We start from the raw sequence: 19,829 nt of genomic DNA, 5'->3' as shown, positions 1-19,829 counted from the left end.
AGCAGGTAGTCACAGGGTCAAGCGTTTGCCCGTGAGAGGTTTTAGAACTCCTAAAAACAGCGCCCGGAAGCGCCATCCAGGCCGATTTTCCGCTTGACTGCCAGCGAGGCGCTAACGAGGTCGTGATGCCGCCGCGCCGCAGCCGCCCCGTGCTGCCCCGGACGCGAGCCGGCTGCGAATTGATCGATCCGGGTTGGCCTCCGGTAACCTTGACGGGTCGCGGAATGGCGAACGGGCGTCCGCGCCGCCCGGCGGCGCCGTTTCGCTTCCTCCCGTGCAACGGTTTGCGTTATGGTCCGCGCGGAGCCGGAGCGCCCGTGCAGACCGCACAACGCAATTCGCTGAGACTGCTGCAATGGATGATGGCCGCCGCGCTGGCCCTTCCGCTGGCGCTGTTCGTTTTTGCCTCCGCAATGTCCTGGATCTCGATCAGCGAGGCCGCCGACCGGGAGATCCAGCGCACGCTCGATGTCGCCCATGAGCATGCGCTGAAGGTGTTCGAGACCATCGATCGGGGCCTAGCCGAGGTCACCGAGGTCGTCCGCGGCATGGGCGATGCCGATATCGGCGCGCGCGAGAAGAGCCTGCACGAGCGGCTGCGGCAGGTCGCCATGGCGCTTCCCCAGGTGAAATCGGTCTGGGTGTTCGATGCCAACGGCCGTGCCCTCGTCAACAGCCTGGTGCAGCCGGCCCCCGACGTCGACTTCTCGGACCGGGATTACTTCCGGATCCATGCCCAGGGCGACATCGGCACCTATATCGGCGAGGTGCTGACGCCGCGGCCGCCCTATCAGGGCTCGCGGTTCTTCAGCGTCGGCCGGCGCCGCAACGGCGACGACGGCAGCTTTGCCGGCGTGATCCAGGCCTCCGTGCTTCCGGAATATTTCGAGAATTTCTACGCCAGGATCGGCCGCGAGCCGGGCAGCTTCCTGGCGCTGATCCGGACCGACGGCGCCGTGCTGGCGCATTTCCCTGCCGTTGGCCAAGATGTCCGGTTCCAGCCGAGCGGCCCGCTCGGGCGGCAGATCGTCGCCAATCCCGAGGCCGGGACGATGACGATCCAATCCCCAGCCGACGGCATCGAGCGGCGCATGCGCTATCAGCGGCTGGCGGAATACCCGGTCTATGTCAGTGCCGGCCTTGAAACCTCGGCGATCCAGTCGCGCTGGATGTCGACCATGGCCCAGCACCTGATCTTCGGGATCCCGGCCACCGCCCTGCTGTTCGGCCTGCTCGCACTCGCCTTCCGACGAACCCAGCGCCTGCAGGAGGAGGCCAACCGGCGCATCGAGGCCGAGGAGGCATTGCGGCACGGCCAGCGGCTCGAGGCACTCGGGCAGCTCACCGGCGGCGTCGCGCACGACTTCAACAACCTGCTCACCGTGATCCGCGCGTCGGTCGACATGTTGCGGCGGCCGGACCTGCCGGAGCCGCGGCGGCAGCGCTACATCGATGCGATCTCCAACACCGTGAACCGTGCCGCCAAGCTGACCAACCAGCTGCTTGCATTCGCGCGGCGGCAAACCCTCAAGCCCGAGGTGTTCGACGCCTGCCAGAATGTCCGCACCCTGAGCGAGATGATCGCAACCCTGATCGGCGCGCGCATCGAGATCACAGCGCAGGTGCCGGACGAGACCTGTCTCGTCAACGCCGATGCCGGCCAGTTCGAGACCGCCATCATCAACATGGCGGTGAACGCGCGCGACGCCATGGACGGCGTCGGCCGGCTCACGATCGCGGTCCGCGCCGTGGACAGACTGCCGTCCGCGACCAGCACGCCGCCGAACTCGCCCGGCCACGTCGCGGTGTCGGTGACCGACACCGGCGTCGGAATTCCACAGGAGCTGTTCGGCCGCATCTTCGAGCCGTTTTACACCACCAAGGAGGTCGGTCACGGCACCGGCCTTGGCCTGTCGCAGGTGTTCGGCTTCGCCAAGCAGTCCGGCGGCGAGGTGACCGTCACCAGCGAAGTCGGCAAGGGTGCGACATTCACGCTGTATCTGCCGCGCGTCGTCGGCGGGCATGGCGCGCGAGCGCAGCGCACCGAGGACGCGCCCTCGATCGATCGGACCAACGCATCGGTCCTGATCGTCGAGGACAATGCCGAGGTCGGAAAGTTTGCCGCCGACACGCTGACCCAGCTCGGCTGCACCTGCGTGCTGGTGGACAACGCCACCCACGCGCTGGAGGAGCTCGCCGTCGACGCCGACCGGTTCGACCTGGTGTTCACCGACGTCGTGATGCCCGGCATGAGCGGCATCGAGCTTGCGGAAGAGATCCGCCGGCAGCGCCTCGATCTGCCGATCGTGCTCGCCTCCGGCTACAGCCAGGTGCTGTCGCAGCAGGGCAGCGGCGGCTTCGAGCTGCTGCAGAAGCCCTATTCGGCCGAGCAGCTCGCGCGCGTGCTGCACAAAGCAACGCGCTCGCGCCGGCTGAAGCGCGATCAGGCGCCGGCGGAGTGAGGTAGTTGCGCGGCACATCTCAAGCACGTTGTCGTCCTGGCGAAAGCCAGGACGACGATGAGGATAGGTCTCGTTTCAAGATATCGAATATCGGTGTCATCACCCGCGGGTGATCCAGTGTCCCAGAGACGGCTGTGCTTGAATCAATAGGTCGCGGCGTACTGGATCGCCCGCATGCGCGGGCCTCAGCCCCTGAAGTCGTTGCAATCCGCGCGACTGACCGCCGGTCCCAGTGCGGAACCGGGTAATTTGCCTGGCGTTATCGTGCCATGGGCAAAGCTGAGGCAAAATCCAAATCGTCGGACGGGCCGTCGTCGGCCAGGACTTCATCGTCTCGGAAAGCGAGCGCAAAGGCGGCCGGTCAAGAGCGCAAGGATCCCGCGGCAAGCGAAGGGGATGAGAAGTCGGAATTCGTCGAGGTGATTGCCGAAGGCGGCGAGGATGTCGAACCGCCGCCGCCGGAAATCGTCGAACCCGATCCCGAATTGTCGGCCGAAGAAGCCGAACAGGCGCGCAAGGACTATTTGCTGACTCGGTTCTGGATCAGCGCGCGCGGCTATTGGGGCCGGAGCGGCGACCGGCTGGCGTGGCTGTTCACGATCGGCCTGCTGCTGCTGATCGTCGCCAATGTCGCCGTTCAGTACGGCATCAATGTCTGGAATCGCGCGATCTTCGATGCGATCGAAAAGCGCGACGCGGCCAGTGTCTTCCACCTGACGGCCATCTTCTTTCCGCTGGCGATCGGCAGCGTGCTGCTGGGGGTCGCCCAGGTGTTCGGCCGCATGGGTATCCAGCGGCGCTGGCGCGCCTGGCTGACCAACGCCGTCGTGTCGCGCTGGCTGACGAACGGCCGCTACTACCAGCTCAACCTCGTCGACGGCGATCACAAGAATCCGGAGTACCGGATCGCGGAGGATCTGCGGATCGCGACCGATTCTCCGGTCGACTTCATCGCCGGCGTGACGTCGGCGCTGCTCTCGGCCGTTACCTTCATCGTCGTGCTCTGGACCATCGGCGGCGCGCTGACGGTGACGCTCGGCGGCTCGTCGATCAGCATCCCGGGCTTCCTGGTCATTGCCGCGATCATCTATGCTGCGATCGCGTCGGGCTCGATCACGGCGATCGGCCGCAGCTTCGTGCATATCTCCGAGGACAAGAACCAGGCGGAAGCGGAATTCCGCTACATACTGACCCGCGTGCGGGAGAATGGCGAAAGCATCGCGCTGCTCGGCGGCGAAACCGAGGAGCGCGACGGCATCGACAAGACGTTCTCGAATGTGTTGCGGCAATGGGCGCGGCTCGCTGGGCAGCACATGCGCACGACGCTGGTGTCGCAGGGATCTAACCTCATTGCGCCGGTGGTACCCTTGCTGCTGTGCGCGCCAAAATTCCTCGACGGCAGCATGTCGCTCGGCCAGGTGATGCAGGCGGCCTCGGCCTTCACCATCGTGCAGACCGCGTTCGGCTGGCTGGTCGACAACTATCCGCGGCTCGCCGACTGGAACGCCTGCGCCCGGCGCATCGCCTCGCTGATGACGTCGCTTGACGGGCTCGAACGCGCCGAGACCGGCGACGGCTTCGGCCGCATCGAGCGCGGCGAGACCGCGGGCGAGGCCATGCTGAGCCTCAACGATCTCTCCGTCACACTGGACGACGGCACCGCCGTGGTCGGCGAGACCGAAGTGGTGATCGAACCGGGGGAGCGGCTATTGGTCGCCGGCGAATCCGGCACCGGCAAGAGCACGCTGGTGCGCGCCATCGCCGGGCTGTGGCCGTGGGGCGGCGGCAGTGTCGGCCTGCACGCTGACCGCCGATTGTTCATGCTGCCGCAAAAGCCCTACGTGCCCTCGGGCACGCTGCGGCGCGCGGTGGCCTATCCCGGCGCGGCGGAAGACTGGACCATCGATGAGATCAGCCGTGCCCTGCACAAGGTCGGCCTCGACCATCTCAAGGACAAGATCGAGGAGGACGCGCCGTGGGACCAGACCCTGTCCGGCGGTGAGAAGCAGCGGCTCGCCTTTGCCCGACTGCTGCTGCATGCCCCCGACATCGTCGTGCTCGACGAGGCGACGTCCGCGCTCGACGAGAAGAGCCAGGACAAGATGATGGAGACGGTGACGACGGAACTGCCGAAGGCGACTATCGTCAGCGTCGCCCACCGCGTCGAGCTCGAAGCGTTCCATAGCCGCAAGATCGTGCTGGAGCGCCGCAAGGGCGGCGCCAAACTGGTCAGCGACGTCGACCTGATCCCGCGCAAGGGCAAGCGAAGGCTGCTCGGCCGCTTCCTGCGGTAACGGCAGGCAGCGGGCAAGGCGGCGTAACGGGCGTTGGCGCTGCCGGCAAAACCGGCTATGCATGCCGCGCTTTCGACGAGGCCATGCGTGATCCCGAGCAACGACATATCGCCGGCGCCGTTCGGCGCCTTCGCGCCCAATGCGGCGCAGGCCGCCATCATCCGCCTGGCGCATGGCTCAGGATTGAAGCGCGGCGCATTCCGGCCCTGGCTGTCGAAACTGGTCAATCTGTTCGGCGCGGGGCCGCTGGACGTGACCTATCAGGGCGCATCGTTCCGCTTCTATCATCAGGCGAGCGCGACCGAGCGCGGCGCGCTGTTCAATCCCGATTACAACCTTGAAGAACTCGCCTTCCTGCGGGCGCATGTCGGCGCGGATGGCACCTTCGTCGATCTCGGCGCCAATGTCGGCACCTATGCGCTGGCGCTGGCGCACGATGTCGGGCCCGCCGGCAAGGTGATCGCGATCGAGCCGCATCCGGTGACGCATGCGCGGCTCAAATTCAACACCCAGGCCTCCGGCTTTCCGCAGGTGCGCCTGGTTGCGGCGGCCGCCGGCCCGACCGATGGCGAACTGATGATCGAGACCGACGGCGACAATCTCGGCGCCAGCCACATCGTCACCGGCACGCCGACGGGCAAGGCGTTCAAGGTGCCCTCGCTGCGGCTGCAACGCATCCTCGACGAGGCCGGCGCGAGCAAGGTCGATGCGCTCAAGATCGACGTCGAGGGTTTCGAGGACCGCGTGCTGATCGGCTTCTTCCGCGACGCGCCCCAGGCACTGTGGCCGCGCGCGGTGGTGATCGAGCATCTGTCGAAGGACGAATGGACCGACGACTGCATTGCGGACATGCATGCGCGCGGTTACGTCGAGCACGGCCGGACGCGGAGCAACACGCTGCTGGTGCGGAGTTGAGACCTGGCCGCGGCTGAGGTTCGAATGGCCGTAGCCCGGATGAAGCGCAGCGAAATCCGGGACCAGACCATCCGCGGCTAGAGCAGCCCCGGATTGCGCTTCGCTTCATCCGGGCTACGCTTCTGAGATCTGCTCCCTCTCCCGCTTGCGGAGGAGGTGCAACGAGTCTGTAGCGTCACACAACAAGGGAGACTCGCGATGATCGACCATATCGGCTTTTCCGTCTCCGACTATCAACGCGCGAAGGCTTTCTACCAGACGGCGCTGGCGCCGCTCGGCTACGGCCTGATCATGGAAGTGCCCGCGGAGGTGACCGGGCACGCGCCCGCCGCGGGCTTCGGCGCCGACGGCAAGCCGGACTTCTGGATCGGCGGCGAAGGCGCAATGAACAAGCCGGTGCATATCGCCATCACGGCCAGGGACCGCGCTACCGTCGACGCCTTCTACAAGGCCGCGATGGCGGCCGGCGGCCGTGACAACGGCGCGCCCGGCATCCGTGCGCATTACCACCCGAACTATTACGGCGCATTCGTGCTCGATCCCGACGGCCACAATATCGAGGCGGTCTGCCACACGCCCGGGTGAAACATCGGAACGCCGCGGCGCGCGATCCGTTGTCGCTTCGAACTTCGATGGAGCGATCAATGCGCGCGACGCGATCTGGCGGCGGCAGCCGCGGGGCCTCGATATGATGCCGATCGAGCCTCCCGAGATTCCGCCGACGACGCCGGGCACACCGAGCGAACCGCCGCCGGGAATTCCGCCCGGCAGTCCGCGCCCCGAGATTCCGGAGCCGGTGCGCGAACCCGGCGAGCCGCCGCGACCGGACGAGTTGCCCGGCAAGACACCTGACGAATCACCGGTGCGCGGACCGCCTGGACCGTCCGGCCCGCCGCCTGCGACAGATCGACTCGCCGCCGGTGAGTCGCCCTTGCGCCCAAGTTCCACGTCGATTGCAAATGTGTAGGCGCGTTTCTTCTGAACGCGCGGTGAACAACCACACACGCAACCCGTTATAATGTCGAAATAAACTTCGCCGATGATTCGTGGCTCGCCACAATCCGGCCTAACGGCTGGCGGTTCATCGTCCTGCCGAATTGTTCGGTTCTCACTTTGCTTTCCTGCCCAGACTTTCCGCCGGGGACTCCTAGACAATGACAAAGCTTCGTCTCGTGCTGCTTGCCACGACTGCGCTGACGGTGATGCAATTCGCCACCTCAGCGTCGCACGCCCAAACTTCGCCGCTGGTCGTCGCACAGGCGCAGAAGGAAGAAACCGGACCTGACGGAAAGCCGAAGGCGCGGCCGGCGCCGGGTGCTCCCGCACGTCCCGCACCGCCGGCCGCAGCACCGCATCCGCAGGCGCCACCTCCCGCCGCGGCACCCGCGCATCCCGCTCCGCCGGCCGCAGCACCCGCGAAGCCGACCCCGCCTCCAGCCCCTGCCCGGCCCGAGCCGCCCGCAGCTGCACCGGCAAAGCCGACGCCGCCTCCGGCAGCCGCACCGCATCCGGCACCGCCGCCGGCTCCCGCACGGCCCGAGCCGCCTGCCGCGCGCCCGACGACGCCTCCGCCGTCGGCTGCTCCCGCACATCCCACACCGCCGCCGCCCGCGGCCGCACCCGCGAAGCCATCGCCGTCACCGGCACGGCCGGAGCCGCCCGCAGCAGCGCCTGCGAAGCCGACCCCGCCACCGCCGGCGGCCGCCCCCGCACATCCGACGCCACCGCCGCCGGCCGCAGCACCGCAGCGACCCGGCACGCCGCCGCCCGGCGCAGGACCCGCGCACACACCGCCGACGCCGGCGCCCGGCGCCACGCCGAATGCCGCGCCCGCAGCACGTCCCGGCACCCCGCCCACGGCGGCAACGCCGACACCGACGCCCGCAACGCCGGGAGCTCCGACAACGGCGCCGGCCGAACGCCGTCCCGGCGATCGTCCGGGTGGCGAACGCGGTGAACGTCCTGGCGGCGCCAAGCAACCGCCGGGCACGCCGCCCGCGGCGACGTCAACGCCCGCGCCTTCGGCAACGACAACGCCTCCGGCAGCAGGGGCACGACCGGGCACGCCGCCCGCCGCGACAGCTCCCGGTGCGACACCGACGCCGACACCTCCGGCAGCCGGCGCACAGCCCGCGCGTCCAGGCACCCCGCCTGCCGCAACAACGCCTCCGGCACCCGGCGCGACGCCGACGCCACCGGCGCCAGGTCAGCAGGGACGTCCGGCGACACCGCCCGGAACGCCGGCGACCCCGGGCGCGGCAATGGGCGCGCCCGGCGCGACCCCGGCTCCGGGTCAGCCGGCAGCACGTCCGGGCGTCGCGCCCGGCGTATCGCCAGCCCAGGGCGCCGCGATGGGCGCGCCCGCGCCATCGGTCGTCCCCGGCTCGGCCGCCGCAACGCCGCCGCCCGGCCGCGCGCAATATGCGCCGCCGACGGTTGCGCCCGCCTTCCGCGCCGCGCCTGCCGTCGCAGCGCCGCTGCCGCCGCCACCGCGCCATGACAACATCAAGCCGCTCGCGATCGGTGCCGCCGTCGGTGCCGGCGTGGTCGCCGGCGCCATCATCGGCGGCAGCATCGCCGACCTGCACAGCCAGCGGCAGGAGGTCGTCGAGGGCGGCCGCACCATCTACACCGAGCCGGACCGCGTCATCATCCGCGATCCGGGCGGCCAGGCCTATGTCCGCGGCGACGACGTCTATCGTTTCCGCTATGGCGCGCGCGATATCCGCACCGAGACGATCGGCGGCGAAACCCGCACCGTGGTGGTTCGTCCCGACGGCAGCGAGATCATCACGGTGGTCGGCTCCGACGGCCAGATGTTGCGCCGAATCCGGAGGGATACTGGCGGCCGCGAGGTCGTCATCATCGACAACAGCTATCGCGATCCGCGGGCGGTCGGCGGCTTCTATGTCGACGCCCCGCCGCCGGTGGTCAACATTCCCTACGATCGCTACATCGTCGATGCTCAGGACGCGTCGCCCGACGTGATCTACGAGACCATGGAGGCACCGCCGGTGCAGCGGATCGAACGGCGCTACTCGCTGGACGAGATCCGCTACAGCCCTAATATCCGCATGCAGATGCCGAGCATCGACGTCAACACGATCAACTTCGACTCCGGATCGTGGACCATCCCACCGGACCAGGCGGCGAGGCTGCAGGTGATCGCCGACGGCCTCAACCGGGCCATCCAGCGCAACCCGCGCGAGGTGTTCCTGATCGAGGGCCACACGGATGCGACCGGCAACGACACCGACAATCTGTCGCTGTCGGACCGCCGTGCGCAATCCGCCGCCGAGCTCTTGACGCAGCAGTTCGGTGTGCCGGCTGAGAACCTGACCTCGCAGGGCTATGGCTCTCAATATCCGAAGGAGCAGACCGACGGACCGAGCCGCATCAACCGGCGCGTCACCGTCCGCCGCATCACCCCGCTGCTCAACGGCGGCACCGCCTCGGCCGCGCCGCCGCGCTGAGCCGCCGCGACATGACGGAATGGCCGGGAGCGATCCCGGCCATTTTTGTTTGTTCTCCTTCCCCTGAAAGGGGGAAGGTCGGGATGGGGGTCAGCCGCAGGTGACGGTGTCTACGGAGAGAGCAGATCCCCACCCGCTTTGCTCTCGCGAGCAAAGCGACCTCCGCTTTTCAAGGGGAGGTCGGAGAAGCCTCGCCCCCGCAAGCGGGAGAGGTACAGCGGGCATGCTGATCGACCCAATCTCATCATTCGTTACTTGCCCGCGCCCAGTCCCAGCGCCTCGACCATCACGCGGAACACTTCGGTGTTGTCCATCGAGCCGTGGACGCGCTCGCTGCCCGGGCTCGTCGCGGTGAGGATGACGTCCTCGCCGGAATGCACGCTGGCGCCGATCATCGCCGGCAGATTGCCGAAGCGCAGCACGACGCCGGGGACATCCTTGTACTTGTCATTGGCCTTGAACGTGTCGGGCTGGTCGGCCTTCACGGTCGGCTCGTTCGGATCGTCGAGTTTCGGGCGGAACGTCTCGTAGTGATCCGGCAGGCTGGCGGAGAAGATTGCAAGCCGCCGGCTGACATCGACGCGTGACGGATAACCTTCGGCGTCCGGCGCCGGATAATTCGGGAACCCGGCTTTCTCGTAGACACCGACGCGCTCGCGCAGCGGCACGTTGGGTGTCGCCGCCATGTCGTCATTGATGGTGCCGACCAGGCTGTTCGGATGGTTGTGGTCGGCCACGACCAGGATCAGCGTGTCGTCGTTGCGCGCTTTCGCCCAGTCCTTTGCGAGCCGCACCGCGTTGTCGAGCATGATGGTGTCGTAGACCGCGCGCTCCATGTCGAGCAGATGGGCGTATTTGTCGATCAGGCCGGACTCGATCATTAGGAAGAAGCCGGCCTCGTGCTTCGACAGCACCGTGAGCGCGGCCTGGACCTGCTCGGTCAGGTCCGGCTGTTCGGGGAATTTCCTGACGCCGCCTCCCTTGAGGAATTTGCGGTCAAGCGCGCCGTCCATGTTGCCGGCGGCGAACAGGCCGAGCAGTTGGCGGGTGTCCGGTTTGGCCGCGAGCGTGGCGAGTTCGCCTGCGGTCGTCGCGACCGGATAGCCGGCGGCGCGAAAGCGCGCGAGATAGTCGACATCGTCCTTGCGTTTCGATCCGGACGCGGATTGCGGCAGGAAGTTCGCGGAGCCGCCGCCCATCAGCACGTCGGGCTTCGCGTCGAAATATTGCGCGACGATCGCGTCATAGGCGGCGCGGCGACGGGTATGCGCAACCATCGCCGCCGGCGTCGCGTCCTCGACCTCGGTGTTGGTGACGATGCCGACCGCGAGGCCCGCCCGGCGCTTGGCAAGACTCGCGATGGTCTCGACCCTCGGATCGTCAAGCGGATCGGGCGTGCGATCGGCGTAGACGCCGAGCGCATTGACCGCGGCCTTGTGGCCGGTGGCGTAGGCGCTCGCGGCATTCGCCGAATCGGTGATGATCGAGTCCGAGCCGGCGGTCGCGACCAGCGCCATATGCGGCATGTCGTCGATCGCGAGCTTGCCGCGGCTCTTGCCCTCCGCGATTCCCTTGGAGAGGATTCGCGCGGCGACGCGATGCGACGGCGACATCCCGTCGCCGATGAACAGGATCACGTTCCTGGCCTTGCGTGCCCCGGTGTCGTAGACGGTCCAGGTCATCTTCCGGCTCTGCGTGCCGTCACTGACTTCGACGGCGACCTGCCCGGGCTTGACGAGCGAGACATCGCGCAGCACCAGCGCCGACTGCTCCCGGCCGGCCTCGTGCGCGGTGAATGTGCCGCCCTGGCCGAACACCGCGGCATAGTCCGCGCCGTTCAGCGTGACCTTGAGCTTTGCTTGATCGACCACCCCCGGAAGCTCGACCTTGAAGTCGAATTTGGCGCCGACGAGGATATCGGCGCGATCGATCGGATAGACGTCTGGGCGAACGCCGGCGCTGCCGACAACGCCAGCGTGACGGCCATACCGGCAACTTGCTTGATCATGATCGATGCTCCGCTCTCGCGCATCATGCGCATCGGAGCGGAGGCTAGTTGCGGCGGATGACGGCGCAATGAGGCGCGCCGGGGCGTATTGCCGCAAGGCCGGCGTGATTTCAGCGCGCCATCTGCTGCGGATCGTAGAAGAAGCGCTCCTCGACCAGCTCCTCGCCGCGCCAGGTCTGCCAGGCGACCTCCTCCATGCTGCGGACCCTGCCGTCCTTGCCGGTGAATTCGAAGCGCCAGCAGATCGCCGAATGATCGCCGTCAAGCAGGAGCGGCCCGAGCCGCGTGGTCTTGACGCCGGCGACCGCGGCCAGCACCGCCGCCTCGCGCGCCGCCAGCGCCTCGCGGCCGACCCGCCACTCGCCGTCGTTCTCCTGGGTGCGGGCATCGACTGAATAGAAGTTCCTGATCGCGCCAACATGGTCGTTGGACTCGACCGTGTCAGCGAAGGCTTGCAACGTCCTAAGCGAGGGCATCGAGCATTCTCCATTTACCGACTTATAGTCGGTATTTATCGACTGGTAGTCGGTAAGTCAATTGGCTTGCGTCTGGAACTGGGCTAGAGATGCGCCATGGCAACCCAGGCCGAACGGCGCGAGAAAACCAGAGCCGCCATCGTCAAGGCGGCGCGGCGCATTTTTGGCGAGCGCGGCTTCGCCGCTGCGACGATGGACGACATCGCCGCCGGCGCGCGTGTCGCCAAGGGCGCGGTCTATCATCACTTCGCGACCAAGGAGGCGGTGTTCGAGGCGGTGTTCGAGCAGGTGTCGATCGACCTTGTTGCCGATCTCGACCGCATCTCGCGCGCCGAGAACGATCCGCTGGCGGCGATGGCGGCGGGCACGCAGGGCTATTTCGCGGCGTGCTCGAAAGGCCCGACCGGCCAGATCATCTTGCGCGACGGCCCCGCCGTGCTCGGCTGGGAACGCTGGCGCGAGATCGACGCCAAGCATTTCGGCGGCAAGTTTCCGCGCGCGCTGGCCGCCGCGATGGATGCCGGCGTGATCGCCAAGCAGCCGATCGAGCCGCTGGCGCGGCTGCTGCTCGGCGCGGTGACGGAAGCCGCGGTTGCGGTCTCCGCGGGGCCGGATATCGGCAAGACCGGCACCGATTACGCGTGCGCGTTCCGCTCGCTGCTCGATGCGCTCAGGGTGAAGTAGGCAGGCCTCTCTCCCCACGTCGTCCCGGCGAAGGCCGGGACCCATAACCACAGGGAGGAGCCGTGGAAGCGCGCTGGAGCACCAGCGTGCTTCATAACCATGGCCGGTGGTTATGGGTCCCGGGTCGCGCTTCGCTTGCCCGGGACGACAAGGCGAGAGGGTGCCGCCTCAGTCCTTGTCGTTCTCGAGCTGGAAGATCTGCGAGCCTTCGCCGCTCGAGATAAGGCCAGTCTTGTTGTACAGGCCGAGCTTGGCGCGGGTGTCAGCAATGTCGAGGTTGCGCATCGTCAGCTGGCCGATGCGGTCGGCCGGCGTGAAGGCGGCGTCCTCGACCTTCTCCATGCTGAGCCGCTCCGGCGCGTAGGTGAGGTTCGGGCTCTCGGTGTTTGATATCGAGTAGTCGTTGCCGCGGCGCAGCTCGAGCGTCACCTCGCCGGTGACGGCGCGTGCCACCCAGCGCTGCGCGGTCTCGCGCAGCATCAAGGCCTGCGAATCGAACCAGCGGCCCTGATAGAGCAAGCGGCCGAGCCGCATGCCGCTGATGCGGTACTGCTCGATCGTATCCTCGTTGTGGATGCCGGTGACGAGGCGCTCATAGGCGATGTGCAAGAGCGCCATGCCCGGCGCCTCATAGATGCCGCGGCTCTTCGCTTCGATGATGCGGTTCTCGATCTGGTCACTCATGCCGAGGCCGTGGCGGCCGCCGATCGCATTGGCCTCGAGGAACAGCGCGACCGGATCTGCAAACGTCTTGCCGTTCAGCGCGACCGGCTGCCCCTCCTCGAAGCGCACCACGACCTTCTCGGCCTTGACGTCGCAATCGGCGCGCCAGAACGGCACGCCCATGATCGGGTTGACGATGGTGATGCCGCTCGCAAGGCTCTCGAGATCCTTGGCCTCATGCGTCGCGCCGAGCAGATTGCTGTCGGTCGAATAGGCCTTCTCCGCGCTCATCTTGTAGGCGAAGCCTTGCGCGGTCATGAACGCCGACATCTCGGCGCGGCCGCCGAGCTCGTCGATGAACTGCTGGTCGAGCCAGGGCTTGTAGATGCGCAGGCTCGGGTTGGTCAGCAGGCCGTAGCGATAGAAGCGCTCGATGTCGTTGCCCTTGAAGGTCGAGCCGTCGCCCCAGATGTTGACGCCGTCCTCCTGCATCGCCGCGACCAGCATCGTGCCGGTCACCGCGCGGCCGAGCGGCGTGGTGTTGAAATAGGTGATGCCGCCGGTCGAGATGTGGAACGCGCCGGACTGGATCGCGGCGATGCCCTCATGGACCAGCTGGGTGCGGCAATCGACGAGGCGGGCCTTCTCGGCGCCGAAATCCACCGCCTTGCGCGGGATCGCGTCGTAGTCGGCCTCGTCGGGCTGGCCGAGATTGGCGGTATAGGCGAAGACCTTGGCGCCTTTCAGCTTCATCCAGAGCAGCGCCGCCGACGTGTCGAGCCCGCCCGAGAACGCGATGCCGACTTTTTCGCCAGTGGGCAGGCTTTTCAGAATCGTACTCATGGGACGGTCCAATCGGTCGAAATCAATGATGTTTCCGGGGTGGCGATATCAAATTTCCGAACGCTGAGCACGCCTTTAATCAGGCCCAAATCAGGCCTCGGTCTGGCTGGACGCCGCCTTGCCGCCCCGGCGCCAGCGCTGCATCCATCGGTAGCCGGGCATCGCAAGGCGCGTCAGCGCGGCATCGACCTGGGCGTCAGTCAGCCGGGTCGCTGCCCAGCGGTAGATCAGCGCGTAGAACAGCCAGACCGTGAAGAACGACACCAGGCCCGCGATCGCCACATCGGTGAAGAAATGGCCGCCAAAGGCCATGCGAAGCCCGCTGGTGACGATGCCGAACACGGTGGCCCCGGCAAAGGCCAGCGGCCGCCACGCGGGCGGCGTCAGCGCCGCCGGTGCATAGGTCCAGAACGCGGTGGCGCCCTCGCCGGAGAAGAACGAGCAGTTGCGCGGGCAGCCGCCGCGCGGGTCCCACCACGGCATGAATTGCAGGTCGCCGCCGAACTGCGTCACGAACACCGGCCGCGGCCGGCCCCAATAATTCTTGAAGGTGAAATTGGTGAGCACGCCGGCCGAGAGCAGCATCGTGGTGAGCAGGAACACCGCGGCGCGGCCGGACATCAGCATCGGCCGGTCCGGGCGGATGAATTTCCAGACGATGGTCACGATCGCCGGCAGCACCAGCGCCCAGGCGATCCACATCGCCGCATCGCGCGCGAACGACGCCACCGCGTCGAGCTTCAGCGGGAAGGTTTTCTGCGCCACATCGTAGAACAGCGCCGCCAGCTTCAGGTCGAGCTCGGGATAGATCCCGAACAGGATGCCGATGATGAGCGCCAGCCCCAGCGCAATGAAAAGTCCGGTCCGGTTCATGGCGCGCGGTTTAGCCGAGGCGGATGAGCATGGGAAGTGACGTCATCCCCGCGCAACGGCTTCGCCGTTGTCGCTGGAGGTGCGAGCTCTTGCGAGCCTCGAAGGATGCGGTCTTGCTGCGGCCCATCCTTCGAGACACCGTGCTGCGCACGGTTCCTCAGGATGACGGCGGTGTTTGCGGCCGCCGTTGCGACGGCAATGGCGGGGGCGGCGGCAACGGTCGCGCCGGCTCGCGCCAGGCGCCGGCGGTGCGGCCGGCGATCAGCCAGTAGACCAGGCCCGCGACGATGCCGGCCCCGGTCATGATCTCCATGTGCCGGCGCACGATGCCATGGAATTGCATCATGTCGGGATCGAACGGAACCAGGCCGAGATAGCACGCCGCGCCGACGATCGCGCCGCCGACGGCATAGGCCAGCACGCTCCGGATGAAGAACGCCTCGGTGATCAGCACCACGATCAACGCCGGCAGCAGCGCAAAGCCTGAGATAAAGATGAACCCGAAGCCGAGCACAACGTTGATCGCGCTCTGGTCGATCTGCCCGCCGAAATCGCTGATCTCGGGATACAGCACCGCGACGACCACGATGATCCCTGCCACGAAGCAGGCCATCAGGAAGCCGAAGGCGACGACGAACAGGCGGCCGATCAGGGCCATGCTACGACCTCCCCGTCATTGCGAGCGGAGCGAAGCAATCCATCTCGCAGCTCGCCGAGGCATGGATTGCTTCGTCGCTTCGCTCCTCGCAATGACGGATTGCATGGAGGGCGTCACACTCAATCCGTCATCGCCATCGCACGCAGCGCCTGGCGCTCGCGGGCGGAGAGCTTTTCGGTCTCCGACTTGAGCTGGCCGCAGGCGGCGAGGATGTCGCGGCCGCGCGGCGTGCGCACCGGCGAGGAATAGCCGGCGTTGAAGATGTATTCGGAGAATTTTTCGATCTGCTCCCAGTCCGAGCATTCGTAGGCGGTGCCCGGCCACGGATTGAACGGGATCAGATTGATCTTCGCCGGAATGCCCTTGAGCAGCTTCACCAGGAGCTTGGCGTCATCGAGCGAATCGTTGACCCCCTTGAGCATCACATATTCGAAGGTGATGCGCCGGGCGTTGGAGGCGCCGGGATAATCGCGGCAGGCCTGCAGCAATTCCTTGATCGGATATTTGCGGTTCAGCGGCACCAGCTCGTTGCGCAGCTCGTCGCGCACCGCATGCAAGGAGATCGCGAGCATCACGCCGATCTCGTCACCGGTGCGCTGGATGTTCGGCACCACGCCCGAGGTCGACAGCGTGATGCGCCGGCGCGAAATGCCGATGCCTTCATTGTCGGCGACGATCAGCAGCGCATCGCGCACCGCGTCGAAATTGTAGAGCGGCTCGCCCATCCCCATCATCACGATGTTGGTGACGCGGCGCGTGCCGTCCTCGCGGTCGGCCCAGTCATTCAGCCGGTCGCGCGCCACCATCACCTGGCCGACGATCTCGCCGGCCGTGAGGTTGCGCACCAGCCGCTGCGTGCCGGTGTGGCAGAACGCGCAGTTCAGCGTGCAGCCGACCTGCGAGGAAACGCACAGCGTGCCGCGATCGGTCTCGGGGATGTAGACGCACTCGACCTCGTGCGGCCGCTCGACCTTGTCGCCGCTCGGCAGCCGCAGCAGCCATTTGCGGGTGCCGTCATTGGAGATCTGCTCGGCGACCACCTCGGGACGATCGACGGTAAAATGCTTCTCGAGCTCGGCGCGCATGTCCTTCGAGACGTTGGTCATCTCGGCAAAGCTCTTGGCGCCGCGGAAATACATCCAGTTCCAGAGCTGCTGGGTGCGCATCTTGCGCTGGCCGGCCTGCACCCCGATCTCGCCTAGGCGATCGGCGATCTCGGCGCGCGACAGCCCGATCAGCGACGGCTTGGCCGGCGGCACGTAGGTCTCGAGCGGAACCTTCTCGACCAGCGCGCTGGCGCCGGAGACGGCATGGGTGGTCACGGTGTCGGTCATGAAACCTCAAATAGGCCTTCCAGCCGGTGCTGGAAAGCCACCGAATACCTCGATTTCAGGCCTTAAGTCGATTTTTAGAGCATGATCTTTCCGGAAAACCGCTTCACACTTTTCCGGATCATGCTCTAGCGCCGGCAGTCCTGCCCGAGCCGGTCGAGCGCCTGCGCCAGGCCCTTCAGCGAGAAGGTGTCTGTCGTCTCGGTGCCCTTGGCCGAGACGGCTTTTACCGTCAGTTCGGCCGATTTGCGCATGGATTCCACCATCCGCTCCTCCTCGGCCGCATTCTTGATCCAGAGGCCGTCGCCCTGCGTGTACATCGCATAGGTCCCGCCGCCGACCTGAAGCGTCGATTCGGAGCCCGGCTTCACCGTGTAGCCGATCATGATCGAGACTTCGTTGACGACCTTCTCCGCCGGACGGGTGGAGATGAAGGCATAGGCCGGATCGCGCGGCCGGTTCGCCGGATTGGTCTTCGACGACGACGGCTTGGCGAGCGCAAAGCACACCTTCTTGCCGTTGGGCGATGCCGTGTACGCGCCCCAGGTCCCGAATTGGCCGATCAGCGTCGGCTCCGCGCCGCCGGCCGCAGCCGCCGCGGCCGAAGGCGCCGGCTTGGCTGCTTCCTTGGCCGTATCCTTCTTGGGCGCGGCCTGCGCCGGCGCGAGGGTGATGAACCCGCCCAGGATACAAGCAACCAGTGATGTCAGAATCTGCCGCACGGCCAACTGGTTCCCCCATCATTGTGACTGCAAGATGGCCCGGCGATTCCCCTCCGCCGGCTCGGATGGATAACCGGGAAACGCTTTTTTGGGAAGGCAGTTAGGCCGAAAGGCGAACGCCGCTCACCGTCGGGCGCGTAATCGCGACGCGTTATCACTAGGCGCGCGCAGCGCGCTGCTTCTCCCACTGCGCATCGGTCCATTGCAGCAGGTCCTCGGCACCGGAACTGCGTAAGTGCGAGCCGCCATCCTGCACCACCATCTCGCCGTTGATGTAGCCGGCCTGATCCGAGATCAGAAAGGTCGCGAGATTGGCGAGCTCCGAATGCTCGCCGGCGCGGCCGAGCGGATTGCGATGCGCCCAGCTCTCGCCGCGCCCTTCGGGGCGCAACTGTCCGGTCGCGCCTGCGGTCGGGAACGCGCCGGGCGCGATCGCGACGGTGCGGATGCCCTTCGGGCCCCACTCCACCGCCAGGCTCTTGGTCATCGCCAGCACGGCGGTCTTCGCCATCGCGGACGGCACCGTGAACGCGCGGCCGGTGATGGTCGAGGTCGACAGGATCGAGAGCACCACGCCCTTGTGCTTGCCGTCGATCCAGCGGCGGCCGGCGGCGAGCGTGCAGTACATCGTGCCATGCAGTGTCGGCGCGAGGATCGCGTCCGCCGCACGGAACGACAAATGTTCGCTCTGCGCAATAAAGGTTGCGGCAGCATTGTTGACGAGCACGTCGATCGGCGCGTCCTGCCAGACCTGATCCATCATCGCTTCGACCGCTGCGCCGTCGCGGATATCGCAGCGCGCGATGGAAACCTTGGCGTCGAGCTCGCTACGGAATTTTGCTGCGGTTTCCTCCAGCAGCCCCTCGCGCCGCCCGCAGATGATCAATTCGGCGCCGAGTTCGGCGAAGCGGTAGCCCATCGCAGCACCAAGGCCGGAGCCGCCGCCGGTGATCAGGATGCGCTTTTTCGCTAGCAGGCCTTTTTCAAACATAGTTTGATCCCTCCGCTTTGTATTGTCGCTCCGCCGCAAATCCGGCATGAAGCTTGTAGTCCAAGATCTTGCAGCTCTTTCTGCGTCCGAAACTCAGGTGTGTCCATGAAAGCCATCCTCTGCTCGCAATACTGTCAACCTGACGATCTCGTGCTGGCTGATGTGCCCGATCCGGTGGCGGCTCCCGGCGAAGCCGTGATCGCGATCAAGGCGGCGGCGCTGAATTTCTTCGACATCCTGATGATCCAGGGCAAGTACCAGATCAAGCCGCCGTTCCCGTTCTCGCCGGCTGCCGAAGTTGCCGGCGTGATCGAAAGCGTCGGCGCCGGCGTCACTGACCTGAAGGTCGGCGATCGTGTCGTCGCGTCCTGCGGCCACAACGGCGCGCGCGACAAGATCGCGCTGCCGGCGAATTCGATCGTGAAGATTCCCGACAATCTCGACTACGACCGCGCCGCCGGCATCATCATCATCTACGGCACCGCGCTGCATGCGCTGGAAGATCGCGCGAGCCCGAAGCCGGGCGAGACGCTCGCGGTGCTGGGGGCCGCCGGTGGCACCGGCCTTGCTGCGTGCGAGCTCGGCAAACTGATGGGGTTGAAGGTGATTGCCTGCGCCTCGTCGGACGAGAAGCTGGCATTCGCCAAGCAACACGGCGCCGAGCTGACGCTGAACTATGCGAAGGAAGATCTCAAAGAGGGCCTGCGCAAGCTGACCGACGGCAAGGGCGCCGACATCGTGTTCGATCCGGTCGGCGGCGCCTATGCCGAAGCCGCGTTGCGCTCGACCGCGTGGGAAGGCCGCTTCCTGGTCATCGGCTTTGCCGCCGGCGAGATTCCGAAGATCCCGCTCAACCTCGCACTGCTGAAGGGCTGCGATATCCGCGGCGTGTTCTGGGGCGCCTGGGCGCGGCAGAATCCGGACAAGAACCGCAAGAACCTCGAGAAGCTCGTGCAGTGGACCGCGGAAGGTAAGATCTCCTCGCATGTCGACCGCACCTTCCCGCTGTCGCAGACATCAGAAGCCCTGAAGGTGCTCGCCGGCCGCAAGGCGATGGGCAAGGTGATCCTGCACCCGGGAAGCTGAACCGAGATTGCGCAGCCCGGAAGGAGCCGAACGGACTACCATGGCGCTCCCTACCGTCTCCGTCACCCTGAGGAGCGCGCTCTTGCGCGCGTCTCGACGGGTCGACGGCCCCGCTGGTGGCCGTACATCCTTCGAGACGCGCTTCGCGCTCCTCAGGATGACGGATCGAAAGTTTCGTAGCCCGGATGGAGCGCAGCGAAATCCGGGATGCATCATAACCTTCCCTTGAAAAGAGGAGGTCGCTTTGCTCGCGAGAGCAAAGCGGGTGGGGATCAAATCTGCCGGCTTGCAGCGTCGCCTGTTGCTGACCCCCTTCCCGACCTTCCCCCTTTCAGGGGGAAGGAGAAGGC

At 66.7% G+C, this 19,829-nt stretch carries 17 protein-coding genes; 9 read left to right on the top strand and 8 right to left on the bottom strand.

The window, feature by feature from the left end; genetic code table 11:
- Nucleotides 1–317 precede the first annotated feature (317 nt).
- The 6 genes from J2R80_RS07295 (at nucleotide 318) to J2R80_RS07270 (ending at nucleotide 9,144) form a co-directional block, all read left to right on the top strand.
- Nucleotides 318–2,462 (top strand): hybrid sensor histidine kinase/response regulator, encoded by a 2,145-nt coding sequence (locus J2R80_RS07295; protein WP_253638285.1) that lies wholly within the window; start codon nucleotides 318–320, stop codon nucleotides 2,460–2,462.
- A 269-nt stretch (nucleotides 2,463–2,731) separates the two neighbouring features.
- Nucleotides 2,732–4,756 carry an ABC transporter ATP-binding protein/permease gene (locus tag J2R80_RS07290; RefSeq protein ID WP_253638284.1) on the top strand — a complete coding sequence of 675 codons (2,025 nt, stop codon included), beginning with the start codon at nucleotides 2,732–2,734 and terminating at the stop codon, nucleotides 4,754–4,756.
- Nucleotides 4,757–4,813: 57 nt separating this feature from the next.
- Nucleotides 4,814–5,671 (top strand): FkbM family methyltransferase, encoded by an 858-nt coding sequence (locus tag J2R80_RS07285; protein WP_253638283.1) that lies wholly within the window; start codon nucleotides 4,814–4,816, stop codon nucleotides 5,669–5,671.
- 198 nt (nucleotides 5,672–5,869) lie between these two features.
- Complete coding sequence (locus J2R80_RS07280) at nucleotides 5,870–6,256, top strand: VOC family protein (RefSeq protein ID WP_057021286.1); 387 nt, start codon at nucleotides 5,870–5,872, stop codon at nucleotides 6,254–6,256.
- 106 nt (nucleotides 6,257–6,362) lie between these two features.
- Nucleotides 6,363–6,638, top strand: coding sequence for a hypothetical protein (locus J2R80_RS07275; RefSeq protein ID WP_076834722.1), 276 nt, complete (start codon nucleotides 6,363–6,365; stop codon nucleotides 6,636–6,638).
- A gap of 187 nt (nucleotides 6,639–6,825) precedes the next feature.
- Nucleotides 6,826–9,144 carry an OmpA family protein gene (locus tag J2R80_RS07270; protein WP_253638282.1) on the top strand — a complete coding sequence of 773 codons (2,319 nt, stop codon included), beginning with the start codon at nucleotides 6,826–6,828 and terminating at the stop codon, nucleotides 9,142–9,144.
- A 251-nt stretch (nucleotides 9,145–9,395) separates the two neighbouring features.
- Here the strand turns inward: J2R80_RS07270 and J2R80_RS07265 are convergent, their stop codons facing one another.
- The gene (locus J2R80_RS07265) at nucleotides 9,396–11,015 is read right to left on the bottom strand and encodes an alkaline phosphatase (protein ID WP_375162561.1); all 1,620 of its coding nucleotides are present in this window, start codon (nucleotides 11,013–11,015) and stop codon (nucleotides 9,396–9,398) included.
- On the opposite strand from J2R80_RS07265, the gene J2R80_RS43650 reads away from it, so the two are divergent.
- Nucleotides 11,004–11,213: a hypothetical protein gene (locus J2R80_RS43650; RefSeq protein WP_375162560.1), complete on the top strand. Its 210-nt coding sequence runs from the start codon at nucleotides 11,004–11,006 to the stop codon at nucleotides 11,211–11,213. The two genes, J2R80_RS07265 and J2R80_RS43650, sit on opposite strands and share 12 nt — an antisense overlap.
- A 49-nt stretch (nucleotides 11,214–11,262) precedes the next feature.
- Here J2R80_RS43650 and J2R80_RS07260 read toward each other — a convergent pair whose 3' ends face one another.
- Nucleotides 11,263–11,628 (bottom strand): nuclear transport factor 2 family protein, encoded by a 366-nt coding sequence (locus J2R80_RS07260; protein WP_253638281.1) that lies wholly within the window; start codon nucleotides 11,626–11,628, stop codon nucleotides 11,263–11,265.
- 96 nt (nucleotides 11,629–11,724) lie between these two features.
- Between J2R80_RS07260 and J2R80_RS07255 the strand changes: the two genes are divergently transcribed.
- Nucleotides 11,725–12,312 carry a TetR/AcrR family transcriptional regulator gene (locus J2R80_RS07255; protein WP_253638280.1) on the top strand — a complete coding sequence of 196 codons (588 nt, stop codon included), beginning with the start codon at nucleotides 11,725–11,727 and terminating at the stop codon, nucleotides 12,310–12,312.
- Between the two features lie 168 nt (nucleotides 12,313–12,480).
- Here J2R80_RS07255 and argG read toward each other — a convergent pair whose 3' ends face one another.
- The 6 genes from argG to J2R80_RS07225 form a co-directional block, all read right to left on the bottom strand.
- Nucleotides 12,481–13,818, bottom strand: coding sequence for an argininosuccinate synthase (gene argG, locus J2R80_RS07250; protein ID WP_229191908.1), 1,338 nt, complete (start codon nucleotides 13,816–13,818; stop codon nucleotides 12,481–12,483).
- A 90-nt stretch (nucleotides 13,819–13,908) separates the two neighbouring features.
- Nucleotides 13,909–14,691 (bottom strand): phosphatase PAP2 family protein, encoded by a 783-nt coding sequence (locus tag J2R80_RS07245; RefSeq protein ID WP_076834962.1) that lies wholly within the window; start codon nucleotides 14,689–14,691, stop codon nucleotides 13,909–13,911.
- Nucleotides 14,692–14,848: 157 nt separating this feature from the next.
- Nucleotides 14,849–15,349 (bottom strand): hypothetical protein, encoded by a 501-nt coding sequence (locus J2R80_RS07240; RefSeq protein ID WP_076834963.1) that lies wholly within the window; start codon nucleotides 15,347–15,349, stop codon nucleotides 14,849–14,851.
- A 119-nt stretch (nucleotides 15,350–15,468) separates the two neighbouring features.
- Nucleotides 15,469–16,683 (bottom strand): 23S rRNA (adenine(2503)-C(2))-methyltransferase RlmN, encoded by a 1,215-nt coding sequence (gene rlmN, locus J2R80_RS07235; protein ID WP_057021293.1) that lies wholly within the window; start codon nucleotides 16,681–16,683, stop codon nucleotides 15,469–15,471.
- Between the two features lie 125 nt (nucleotides 16,684–16,808).
- Entirely contained in the window at nucleotides 16,809–17,402 is a 594-nt protein-coding gene (locus tag J2R80_RS07230) for an invasion associated locus B family protein (protein WP_057021355.1), read from the bottom strand.
- A gap of 157 nt (nucleotides 17,403–17,559) precedes the next feature.
- Nucleotides 17,560–18,393 carry an SDR family oxidoreductase gene (locus J2R80_RS07225; protein WP_253638279.1) on the bottom strand — a complete coding sequence of 278 codons (834 nt, stop codon included), beginning with the start codon at nucleotides 18,391–18,393 and terminating at the stop codon, nucleotides 17,560–17,562.
- 105 nt (nucleotides 18,394–18,498) lie between these two features.
- On the opposite strand from J2R80_RS07225, the gene J2R80_RS07220 reads away from it, so the two are divergent.
- Nucleotides 18,499–19,479, top strand: coding sequence for an NADPH:quinone oxidoreductase family protein (locus J2R80_RS07220; protein ID WP_057021295.1), 981 nt, complete (start codon nucleotides 18,499–18,501; stop codon nucleotides 19,477–19,479).
- The last annotated feature ends 350 nt before the right edge of the window (nucleotides 19,480–19,829 follow it).

The sequence above is a fragment of the Bradyrhizobium sp. USDA 4541 genome (assembly GCF_024171085.1).
GTDB classification, from domain to species: Bacteria; Pseudomonadota; Alphaproteobacteria; order Rhizobiales; family Xanthobacteraceae; genus Bradyrhizobium; species Bradyrhizobium australafricanum.
Note: the sequence above shows the minus strand (reverse complement) of the source record. Positions and strands in the feature narration are given on the sequence as shown.